This is a genomic window from Paeniclostridium hominis (assembly GCF_014306135.1).
Classification (GTDB): domain Bacteria; phylum Bacillota; class Clostridia; order Peptostreptococcales; family Peptostreptococcaceae; genus Paraclostridium; species Paraclostridium hominis.
In genome coordinates this window covers 263,439-275,537 of record NZ_JACRWD010000001.1, presented here as the reverse complement: position 1 = coordinate 275,537, position 12,099 = coordinate 263,439, and the positions used below count along the sequence as shown (strand labels likewise).

7 protein-coding genes are annotated in these 12,099 nt (G+C 28.0%); 1 reads left to right on the top strand and 6 read right to left on the bottom strand.

From position 1 onward, the window contains the following. Positions 1-22: 22 nt before the first annotated feature. Positions 23-4,327: a PolC-type DNA polymerase III gene (locus H8891_RS01330; RefSeq protein WP_187004873.1), complete on the bottom strand. Its 4,305-nt coding sequence runs from the start codon at positions 4,325-4,327 to the stop codon at positions 23-25. Positions 4,328-4,732: 405 nt separating this feature from the next. On the opposite strand from H8891_RS01330, the gene H8891_RS15100 reads away from it, so the two are divergent. Next, positions 4,733-5,128, top strand: a complete 396-nt coding sequence (locus H8891_RS15100; protein ID WP_207723519.1) for a hypothetical protein — start codon at positions 4,733-4,735, stop codon at positions 5,126-5,128. A gap of 38 nt (positions 5,129-5,166) precedes the next feature. Here the strand turns inward: H8891_RS15100 and H8891_RS01320 are convergent, their stop codons facing one another. The 5 genes from H8891_RS01320 to H8891_RS01300 all read right to left on the bottom strand — a co-directional run bounded on the left by H8891_RS01320 (position 5,167) and on the right by H8891_RS01300 (position 11,976). Beyond that, complete coding sequence (locus tag H8891_RS01320) at positions 5,167-7,644, bottom strand: SH3 domain-containing protein (protein ID WP_187004872.1); 2,478 nt, start codon at positions 7,642-7,644, stop codon at positions 5,167-5,169. A 183-nt stretch (positions 7,645-7,827) separates the two neighbouring features. Continuing rightward, the gene (locus H8891_RS01315) at positions 7,828-8,175 is read right to left on the bottom strand and encodes a cupin domain-containing protein (RefSeq protein ID WP_147546597.1); all 348 of its coding nucleotides are present in this window, start codon (positions 8,173-8,175) and stop codon (positions 7,828-7,830) included. An 84-nt stretch (positions 8,176-8,259) separates the two neighbouring features. Further along, entirely contained in the window at positions 8,260-9,255 is a 996-nt protein-coding gene (locus H8891_RS01310) for a peptidylprolyl isomerase (protein WP_187004871.1), read from the bottom strand. Positions 9,256-9,561: 306 nt separating this feature from the next. Continuing rightward, entirely contained in the window at positions 9,562-10,143 is a 582-nt protein-coding gene (locus H8891_RS01305; protein WP_187004870.1) for a GNAT family N-acetyltransferase, read from the bottom strand. 132 nt (positions 10,144-10,275) lie between these two features. Next, positions 10,276-11,976: an ABC transporter ATP-binding protein gene (locus tag H8891_RS01300; protein WP_187004869.1), complete on the bottom strand. Its 1,701-nt coding sequence runs from the start codon at positions 11,974-11,976 to the stop codon at positions 10,276-10,278. Positions 11,977-12,099 lie beyond the last annotated feature (123 nt).

Below are 12,099 nucleotides of genomic sequence, written 5' to 3'. Positions count from 1 at the left end.
TAGTGATTTAAATTTTTATTAACTAAAATAAAGATAATTGATTTTCGTCACTCATATTTTCAAGTGACCCGTGATTAGTAAGTGTCTCTATTACAGTTTTAGATATTTTAGTTCTTTTTCTCAAATCTTCTTTAGAAATAAACTCCCCATTTTCTCTTTCTTTTTGTATATTTATAGCTGCATTCTCTCCAACTCCTTGTAGTGCTATCATAGGAGGAAGCAATGTTTTTTCTCCTACAACCTGAAATTTCTTTGCATCTGATTTATATATATCAACGGGAATTATTTTTATATCCCTTGCATACATCTCAAGTGCAACTTCCAAAACAGTTAGCATATTTTTTTCTTTTGTTGTTGCATCATTTCCAAGTTCTTCAATTTCTTTAATTTTTGCTTTTATTGCAGGTAATCCCTTTACAATTAAATCTGCATCAAAATCTTCAGCTTTAGTCGTAAAGTAAGTTGCGTAAAAAGCCTCTGGATAATGAACTTTGCAATATGCAAGTCTAAAAGACATCATAACATATGCAACCGCATGTGCTTTAGGGAACATGTACTTTATTTGTTGACAAGACCATATATACCATTTAGGAACATCATTTTTTTCCATTTCTTCTATATGTTCTGGTTTTAATCCCCTACCTTTTCTAACACTTTCCATTATAGTAAAGGCCATTTTAGGCGGTAGACCTTTAAATATAAGGTAGTTCATTATATCATCACGAGTTGATATAACATCTTTAAGTCCAACTATTTCTTTTTGTACAAGTTCTTGTGCATTGTTTAACCAAACATCAGTACCATGAGAAAGTCCAGATATACGAACAAGTTCTGCAAATGTTGTAGGTTTTGTATCAAGTAACATCTGTCTAACAAACTTTGTACCAAACTCAGGTATTGCAAGTGATCCTATAGGACAGTTTATTTCTTCCGGCGTAACCCCTAGTGCATCTGTTGATGTAAACAAGGACATTGTCTCTTTATCATCTAAAGGTATAGTTGTTGCATCTATTCCAGTTATATCTTCAAGCATTCTTATGATGGTCGGCACATCGTGCCCTAGTATATCAAGCTTTAGTATTCTACCACTTATAGAGTGATAGTCAAAGTGAGTCGTTATAACTCCACAAGAAGTATCATTAGCAGGATATTGTATAGGTGTAAAATCATAAATATCTTTATAATGTGGTACAACCATAACTCCTCCTGGATGTTGTCCTGATGTTCTTTTTACTCCAGTACATCCATTAGCAAGTCTTAATGCTTCTGATGATGTTGTGTTTATATTATTTTCTTCTATATACTTTTTAGCATATCCAAAGGCTGTTTTTTCTGCAACTGTACCTATTGTACCCGCTCTATAAACATATCCTTCTCCAAATAGTTCTTCTGTATATTTATGAATCACCGGTTGATATTCTCCCGAGAAGTTAAGGTCTATATCTGGCTCTTTATCTCCTTCAAATCCTAAGAAAACCTCAAATGGTATATCATGTCCATCTTTTTTTAATGGTCTTCCACATTTTGGACAATCTTTATCTGGTAAGTCAGCACCTGATCCCCATTCACCTATTTCATAAAAATAAGAATATTTACATTCTTCATTTTCACATATATAATGTGCAGGCAGAGGGTTAACTTCTGTTATATCACTCATAGTAGCTGCAAAAGAAGAACCTACGGACCCTCTAGATCCAACTAGATATCCATCTCTTAAAGATTTTGTAACTAGTTTTTGAGATATTATATACATAACTGCATATCCATTACCTATTATAGAATTAAGCTCTCTATCAAGTCTTGCTTTAACAACCTCCGGCATTGGATCACCGTATATTCTTTTAGCCTTTGCATAACACATTTCTCTAAGTTCAACATCCGATCCTTCAATTACTGGTGGATATGTGTCATCAGGTATAGGTTTTATAACCTCAACCATATCAGCTATCTTATTTGAGTTAGCTATTACAACTTCATAAGCCTCAACAGGATCTAAGTAACTAAATTCATCTAACATTTCATTTGTAGTTCTAAAATGAAGATAAGTTTCTTCTTCGTCAACCTTAAATCCTTGAGAATTTTTAAGTACCTTTCTAAGTACGGCTTCATGTTTATCTAAAAAGTGAACATCTCCTGTAGCTACTGGTATTTTACCAAACTTCTTTGCTACTTCTATTAATCTTCTATTTAAATCCCTTAATTCTTCTTCATCTTTAACTTCGCCTTTTTCAATCATAAATCTATTGTTATCTATCGGCATAACTTCTATATAATCATATAACTCTATTACCTTTTCCATTTCTTCATCAGGTAAATTCTTCTTTACTGCATTGAAAACTTGTCCTGCTTCACAAGCTGACCCAATTATCAGCCCTTCTCTATGCTTTTCTAATACGCTTCTTAATATCCTTGGAGCTCTATAAAAATGATTTACATGAGCATCTGAAACAATTTTATAAAGATTTTTAAGACCAGTATAATCTTTTGCGAGTAATGTTATATGATTTGTTGCTATCTTGGTATAATCTAATCCACCTAGCTTTTCATTTACATCACTTAATTTTTCTACTCCTTGTTTTTGAAGCATTTCTAAAAACTTTATAAATATATGAGCTGTAGCTTCAGCATCATCGACTGCCCTATGGTGATTTAAAAGTGGTATTCCTAGATCTTTTGCTATCACATTTAACCTATGTCTTTTTAAATGTGGTAAAAGTACTCTAGCTAGTGTTAATGTATCTATACTTTTATTTTTAAATTCTAATCCTTGTTCTCTACTTTTTTGAGATATAAACCCCATATCAAAATCCGCATTATGAGCAACTAAAACACTATCACCTACAAATTCTAAAAACTTAGGTAATATTTCCTCTATAGTAGGTTTGTCAGCTACCATATCATTAGTTATACCTGTTAACTCTTGAATTTTATATGATATATCAGCTTCAGGATTTATTAACTCACTAAACCTATCAACTACTTTGAAGTTTTCTATTTTTACTGCACCTATTTCTGTTATCTTATCATTTGTATTTGAAAATCCTGTTGTTTCAATATCAAATACTATAAAACTTTGAGATAAATCCTTATCATTAGGGTCTTTTATTATCGGTAATTCATCTTCCACCAAATAGCCTTCTACTCCATATATAACCTTGATACCATGTTTTTTAGCTGCATCCATAGCTTCTGGAAATGCTTGAACTACACCATGATCAGTTATTGCTATTGCAGGGTGTCCCCATTTAGCTGCTCTTTCAACTAATTTTTTTGTTGAGCATACAGCATCCATTGAAGACATTTGTGTATGAGCATGGAGTTCCACTCTCTTTACATCTGAAGTATCTATTCGTTCTTCTTTTACTTCTTTTTTTATACCACTTATTGTCATTGTAATTTCTCTTTGATAATTATCGTAAAGTGCGTCTCCTTTTATTTTTAAATAAGCTCCTTTAGTTACAGAATCTATAACCTTATCTTTATTCATATCATTTAAAAATAATTTACAACTAATTGAACTTGTATAATCTGTAACTGCTGCAATTAAAAGAACTTTTCCATTTCTTAATTCTTTTAACTCAACATCAAATACTTCTCCTACTATACACACAGTTCCAGAATTTTGATTTAATCTATTTATTTTTTCAACTGGAGCATTTACATTATCTCCATAAATATATTCATCTTTAATTGCAATTTCTATTGCTTGATTGCCTTCAACTTCCTTTTCTTCATCTTCTACATTTATAGATTCAGCTATTCTTTCTTTTACCATTTCTTCAATTAAATTATCATTTTTCTTAATAAGTTTTTCTACATTAGGTCCTTTGCTTACTGACTTCTCAAATATAATATCAATATCCAATCCAGCTTCTTCACTCAATACATTTTTTAATACCTGTACAGCATTTTGTTTTATCAATCTTTTGTAAAAAAGATCTGATGGCAATTTTATTTTTAAAGTTTCATCTATACACATATACTCAACATTTTTTATCCATCCATTTAGCGAAGGACATAGTGTTGTTAAAATATATATTATATTTACCCAGTATTTTTTTATAATGTCTTTTGTTTTTTGCTTTTCTAATTTTATATACCTTATCTTAATTTTGACATCATTAAAATAATCTAGCTTTTCTTTTAACTCTTGTCTTAATATCTCTATATAATCGTAACTTATTATATTTTTAGAACTTAAATATATATATATTAATTTTTCTTCTTTAAAATATGTTACTTTACTTATGTTTACATCTGCTAATTGTTTATTTAAAATATTATTATTTATACATAATTTTTCTAAATAATCTTTGACAATTTCCATAAGAAGTTCCCTCCTCTCTATCAAATCATTATATCATATATATAAAACTTTTTTTATTAGGATTAGCTACAAACTATACAATCTTTAATAATATATTATATATTATACGTCATAGTTTAGGTGGTGATTTTTATAGTTAGTTTTGATAGTAACTTAATAAATAAAATTTTAATTGCCTATGAAGATTTAGGAGAGAAGAAATTTATAAAAAAAATAGTTAAAGATATAAATATTGATAAAAAATTATATTTATTTTATTTTAAAAGAAAATTTATACCTATATGTACCCTCCCAAAATTCAGAATTATCTTAGTGTCTAAGCAGGGATTCATATCTTTTTGTTATAATTTTTTTTCTTTTCTACACTCAAAGAACTTATTTATAAATGTATCTTATAAAAATATAATGTCTATCGCTAAATTTGTTGTATACCATGAGGTAGGCCATATACTAGATAAAAGTATAAATGATAATAAAGTTGAATATAATCAAACACTTAAAACTTTCATTAATAAACTTATTGAATACGATATAGATATAAATGTAGAAAATTTTCACAAGAAAAATCTGCCATCAGATATAGAAGAGTGCGTTTTAAAACTAAAAAAAAATTTGATAAATAGAGAATCTACAGCTTGGAAAATAGCTCATGATTTAATTGAATTTGAGGATAAAAACGAAGAACTTATATTCAATAATATGAGAGAATATGCTCTAGCAACTTATAATTTTGGAAATATCCAAAATATTATTAATGAAAACAATATAGATGTTTTCATTAAATACAAAAAAGCAATATAAAAAATAATGAGGACATTAAGTCCCCATTATTTTTTATATTATCTATGTACAGGTATTTCAAATATTAAATTACTATTAGTATCATACATACCTATAAACTTATACATTATTCCTGATATAGCATTCGCCCAGTTTACGTCAGTTGCATATTGATGGTGTAAATGATCATAACTCCATCTCATTTTATACAGTGTATTTTGACCGTAGCTACCATGATGTATATAATTCGAAGAAATCCATCTGGCCGATCCTTCTATAGTTTTTTCTACACTAGTCCATCCATTTTTATATGCAGCTTCTGCTCCTGATAAGTTTGCAGTTCCATCAAATGCCCCTATCCCAAAAAAGTTATATACTTTAACTGGCTGTGGTAGAGGTTTTCCTTTATATGAAGTTAGAACTTGTCCTTGAGCAAGTGTAGATCTTCCATATCCAGTCTCTAACATAGAGTGTCCTACTAAATATGATAAATCTATATTGTACTTACGAGCTGCATTTATAAATGCTTGACCTTGATTGTAAAATACATTAGTTCCACTTGATGCAGGTTTTAGACTATTTAAGTATCCATTTAACTCTCCTGCAGTTATTCCTCCTTTATAACTATCTAATCTTAGGAATTGTAACATTCCTTTTTTCCCATTTTTAAAATTATTAGGATTTAGATAATGTTCTATGTCAGATCTACTTGCATTAATAAATCCTCCTGAAGATGAAGCTATCATATTTACTTTTGATAACTGCTTATTAATATGGTCTTGTAATGAATGATTTTCATATTTATAATTAACAGTTGCTCCATTTACTACTTCTGAACTATCTCCTCCTGAACTAATATCCCCATCATAATCTTTTAAGTATGTACTTGATACGTATGCTTCTTTTCCATTGTATTTTATCTTTGACCATCCATTACTTTCTGATATCACTTCTACTTTTTCATTATGTTTTAGCGTTCCTATTAGTCCATGACTTGTTGATGGTCCACTTCTTACATTTAATGATGTTGCTGTTACTATCTTTATTTTAGCAGATTCTTGGTTTTCACCTGGATTAGTTACTTCTCCATTTTCATCATCTTTTAAGTATGTACTTGATACGTATGCTTCTTTTCCATTGTATTTTATCTTTGACCATCCGTTACTTTCTGATATTACTTCTACTTTTTCATTATGTTTTAGTGTTCCTATTAATCCGTGACTTGTTGATGGTCCACTTCTTACGTTTAATGATGTTGCTGTTACTACTTTTGTTTTCGTAGTTCCTTCATTTGGTTTTTCACTTGGATTTGGATTAGTATTTGTGTTACTATCTCCAGCATCTTTTAAGTATGTACTTGATACGTATGCTTCTTTTCCATTGTATTTTATCTTTGACCATCCGTTACTTTCTGATATTACTTCTACTTTTTCATTATGTTTTAGTGTTCCTATTAATCCGTGACTTGTTGATGGTCCACTTCTTACATTTAATGATGTTGCTGTTACTACTTTTGTTTTCGTAGTTCCTTCATTTGGTTTTTCACTTGGATTTGGATTAGTATTTGTGTTACTATTTCCAGCATCTTTTAAGTAATCACTTGATACGTATGCTTCTTTTCCATTGTATTTTATCTTTGACCATCCGTTACTTTCTGATATTACTTCTACTTTTTCATTATGTTTTAGTGTTCCTATTAATCCGTGACTTGTTGATGGTCCACTTCTTACGTTTAACGATGTCGCTGTTACTACTTTTGTTTTCGTAGTTCCTCCATTTGGTTTTTCACTTGGGTTTGGATTAGTATTTGTGTTACTGTCTCCGACATCTTTTAAGTAAATACTTGATACATAGCCTACTCTTCCACCATATTTTATCTTTGACCATCCGTTACTTTCTGATATCACTTCTACTTTTTCATTATTTCTTAAACTTCCTATCAATGCATTACTTGTTGACGGTCCACTTCTTACATTTAATGATGTTGCTGTTACTACTTTTATTTTGGTTATTATTGTATCTGGTAATGTTTCAGATGGTTTTTCAGGTTTTTTATCTGGTATATCACCATCTATGTTCGATAAAAATTCACTTGATACATATCCTAATCTTCCATCATATTTTACCTTTGACCATCCATTATTCTCTGATATTAATTCTACAATATTGCCTTTACTCAACTTGGCAATTACTCTATAACTTGTAGATGCTCCACTTCTCATATTGAGAGTATCTGCATTAACTATCTTTTTATTAGTTGATTGATTAGTATTACTTATATTTGTGCTTATATATTCACTAGAAACCCATCCACTTTTTCCATTTGCCGCACTTATTTTATACCATCCATTATCACTTTGAAGTATAGTAACCTTGTCATTTTTTTTAACCGTAAAAATAACTGAATGACCTGTTGATGGCCCACTTCTTACATTTAGCGATGTTGCTGTTACTATCCCTTCTTGATTGGATGCAAATGCATTTGTAGCTGTCAATGGTATTAATGCTAGAGTAGCCATTGCTATTTTTCGCTTCAACACATATTCCCCCATTCTGTTGATATCATATACTTAAGTTAATTATACGACAATTTGTGTATATATTAAATATAAAAGGTTAAAATTTTGTAACTTTTTCTATAATAGGTAAAAAAACACATTAACCAATATGTATTTTATATTTTTATAGCAAAATAAAAGAGATGGTATATCCCATCTCTTTTATTCATTTATAACTATAGCTAAAATTTCTAATTCTTCATCTCCAGTATTTTCTAAATAATGCGATTCTCCATCTGCCGTATATACTACATCTCCTGATCCTATAGGTTGCATAAATCCATTATCTAAAACTCTTCCTTCACCTTTTATTATGTAATATACTTCAAAATCATCAGTGTGATCATGTACTCCTATAGAAGCTCCTGGGTCTAAAACCAATCTAGATATTAATTTAGCTTTTCCTTTTAATTCTTTCCCTTCAATTAAATGATACATAGTAGTAGTTCCTCTACCATCTCTTAACTTATTTACTTTATTAACAGTTAATTCTTGTGGCCTTTTTATCATTTAAATCTCCTCCCCTATGTGATTACTATAATTTTAACATATTTACAAAACATAATCATACATGAGAGTTAAAATTTTATAAATTTATTTTTTTACATCAACTTTATATTTTTTAGTTAATTTTTCTATCAAAGTATTTTGTTTTTCTAACATTAATTGTTCTTTTAATGATTCTTTTACATCTTCTAAAGACTGAGTTCTTTCATCTGTTTTCTTTATTATATGATATCCATATTTTGTTTCTACAAGTTTTGGATTTATCTCACCTTTATTTAACTTAAATGCTGCTTCCTCAAATTCAGAAACCATCTGTCCCTTTCCAAAGAAACCTAGATCTCCCCCACTTTGAGCACTTGTATCCTCAGAATACTTCTTTGCTAACTCTTCGAAACTTACACCTTCTAGCGCTTTTTTTAACACACCTTCAGCTAACTTTTTATTTTCCTTTAATTTAGCGTCATCTAATTTCTTATCATTTTCATCCGTATTTTTAATTAATATATGTGATGCTTTTACTTCATTAAATTTTTCTTTATTTTCATTATAATATTTCTCAACATCTTTATCACTTATATTAGATTCTTTTTCTATTTCTTTTGTTGCTATAGTTTCTTTTTCTATTGTTTTTTTAATTTCATCTTTTGTTAATTTAAATTCCTTTAAATAACTCTCTTCATCTAACCCAAAACTTTGAGATATAGTTGTCATTAACGACTTATATTGACTTTCTATATCATTTTTATCTACTTTAATTTTATTTTTAACCCCTTCTTGATATAACATTTCTGTAGTTGTTATATAATCTATCATATTTTGTTCATAATAATCTATCTGCTCATCAGTCATTTTAGTTTTTCCATTCATATAAAATATAGGTTCCATTCTGTTTTTTAATTCTTTTTCTTTTATCTTCACATCTCCAACTGTTGCTATTATCTTATTATCACTATAATTTCTACTTGTTGCTGGTAAAACTCTTCCTTTTTCCTTTCCTATATAAAATCCGGAACCTATCCCTACAGTTAGAATACCTAATACAATTAGTATTTTTTTACTTAAATTCTTTTTTTCTTTATCCATATTTTATTTAAACTCCTTTTATAATTTTAAATTGTTTATAAATACTCTACATTATAGATGTGAATTCTATATGAATACAAAATATTTTTTATTATATGTATTTTCACATTAAAAAATAAAGTAAAAATATAATTTATTTTAAAATTATATTTACATTTTATTTTTTTTAAACTATAATAATATTCAGAATATTTTTCGTAATCAACTTAATTTATAATAGATATCGAATTATATTTTAATTATTAAAATGTCCTAAAAAAAGTATGAATTATTTATCCATACTTTTTTTATTATAAATTTCATTAATTATAAATATCTTGATAATACATATTCCTTTCTAGACAATTCATATCTATGGCATTTAACGTATCTTACTTTGTTTTTTGTTACAATTTTTTTATCATAAGTTGTTACATACTTAAATCCTAAATTTTTCAAAGATTTTGTTGATTTTTTATTATCTTCATAAGTTGTTGCTATTAATTTTTCTAGTTTTAAAAATTTAAATCCATATTCTAATAAGTATTTCGTCAGATCTGTTGCTATATCATTTCCCCAGTACAATGGATTTACACATATACCCATATATGCTTCTGTATCTTTTTCAGAAACATCATTTAAACCTATATTTCCTATTAATTTTTTATTATGCTTATCTATAATTGCCCAATGATTTACATTTCCTTTTTTATAACTATCTATAAAATTTTTTCGTATAAATCGCTTTGTTTCGCTTATGGATTTGTGTACTTTTATAGGTAAATACTTTACTACTTTCTCTTGACTATAATATTCAAACATACTAGTTGCATCTTCTAAGGTTATAGGTCTTAATATATATTTATTACTTTCTATTATTTTCATTTGAGGATATATAGAGTCTTTCATATAATAATTACCTCCTTAAAGTTCAATAATATTATTTAATATGCTTATATGTTTAAAATTGTTAATGTATGTATAAAAAAAGATATAAAGAGATATTTTAAAATACCTACTTTATACCTTAATTGATCATTTTTATTTTCTGTGAAGCTTTGAGTAAACTCCTGATTTTTCAATGAGTTCTTTATGAGTTCCTCTTTCTTCTATTCCGTTTTCTGTTAAAACTATTATTTCATCTGCATTTTGTATTGTCGATAATCTATGAGCTACAACTAAATTAGTTCTATTTCTACCTAGCTCTTCTAGTGATTTTTGTATTTCATATTCAGTAACATTATCAAGTGCTGATGTAGCTTCATCTAGTATCATTATAGGTGGATTTTTAAGGAAAATTCTCGCTATAGAAATTCTTTGCTTTTGACCTCCAGATAACTTAACTCCTCTTTCACCTACATAAGTATCATAGCCTTGCGGTAATGTCATTATAAATTCATGTATTCTTGCTTTTTTGCAAGCATCTATTACTTCTGCATCTGTTGCATCTGATTTACCTATTATTATATTTTCTTTTATAGTTCCAGTAAATAAAAATACATCTTGTGCAACAACTCCAATATTTTTTCTAAGTGAATTTAAACTCACCTCTTTAATGCTTTTACCATCTATTTTAATATCTCCCTCAGAGAAATCAAAAAATCTAGGTATAAGATTACACAATGTAGTTTTCCCACCACCTGATGGTCCGACTAATGCTACTGTTTTTCCTGCTTCTATAGATAATGTAAGATTACTAAATACTTCATTATCATCTTCATAAGTAAAAGATACATTTTCTATTTCTATATTTCCTTTTACATCTTTAAGCTCTATAGGATTTTTAGCTTCTTTTTCAGTTTCTTCGTTTATTATCTCTGTAAATCTTTCAAACCCTGTCATACCGTTTTGATATTGCTCTGTAAAGTTTATTAACTTTCTAATAGGCTGTATAAACATTTTTACATATAATAGATATGCTGCAAAATCTCCTAAGTTTATATAATTCATATAAGTAAAATATCCTGCTACTATTAAAACTACCAATTCTAGTACGTCTATAAATAAAAACATTCCAGAGAAATATTGTGCCATAACCTTATAAGCACTTTCTCTTGCATGTCTAAATATATTATTAGACTCATTAAACTTTTTAAGTTCTTCTTCTTCAGTACAAAATGATTTTGTAACTCTCATTCCTGCTATACTATTTTCTAAAGTTGCATTTACATCACCAGTTTTTACCCTAGTTTCTTTAAAAGCTCTGTTCATTCTCTTTCTCTGAGTTATAGCATATAAAAGTATAAATGGTAATATTGCAAATACAATTAATGTAAGTGGTACATTAATTCTAAGAAGTATTAAAAATGAACCAACCAACATAACTAAAGATACAAATAAATCTTCTGGACCATGATGTGCAAGTTCTGAAACTTCCATAAGATCATTTATTATTCTGGACATTATAACTCCAGATTTATTATTGTTAAAATACTGATTAGGAAGTTTTTGCAAGTGAGTAAATACATAACTTCTCATATCTGCTTGCATTCTTACACCTACTACATGACCCCAGTATTGCATAAAGTAATTTAATCCTGCCTTTAATATAAATATTAATAATAAACTTATAGCAAATACCATCAACATTCTTAAATCTTTATTTGGCACAACTTCATTCATTATATTTCTAGTTATCATAGGATAAACTAAATCACACAAAGCTACTGTAAAAGCCGCTAATAAATCAAGTATAAATAACTTTTTATATGGCTTATAATACTTAATAAATTCTTTTAACATAAAATACCTCCATTTCTCTAATATTATATACCCAAAATGCAATGAATGTAATTAATAATTTCAATTATATTCTAAATTTAATTATTTTTGCAAATTTAGATATACATCTTTAAATTTAATTAA

Bases quoted from the DNA above. Each gene is read 5' to 3' on its own strand.
- H8891_RS01305 (WP_187004870.1), bottom strand. From the start codon at position 10,143: ATGAAAGACTCTATATATCCTCAAATGAAAATAATAGAAAGTAATAAA.
- H8891_RS01330 (WP_187004873.1), bottom strand. From the start codon at position 4,327: ATGGAAATTGTCAAAGATTATTTAGAAAAATTATGTATAAATAATAAT.
- H8891_RS01300 (WP_187004869.1), bottom strand. From the start codon at position 11,976: ATGTTAAAAGAATTTATTAAGTATTATAAGCCATATAAAAAGTTATTT.
- H8891_RS15100 (WP_207723519.1), top strand. From the start codon at position 4,733: ATGTCTATCGCTAAATTTGTTGTATACCATGAGGTAGGCCATATACTA.
- H8891_RS01310 (WP_187004871.1), bottom strand. From the start codon at position 9,255: ATGGATAAAGAAAAAAAGAATTTAAGTAAAAAAATACTAATTGTATTA.
- H8891_RS01315 (WP_147546597.1), bottom strand. From the start codon at position 8,175: ATGATAAAAAGGCCACAAGAATTAACTGTTAATAAAGTAAATAAGTTA.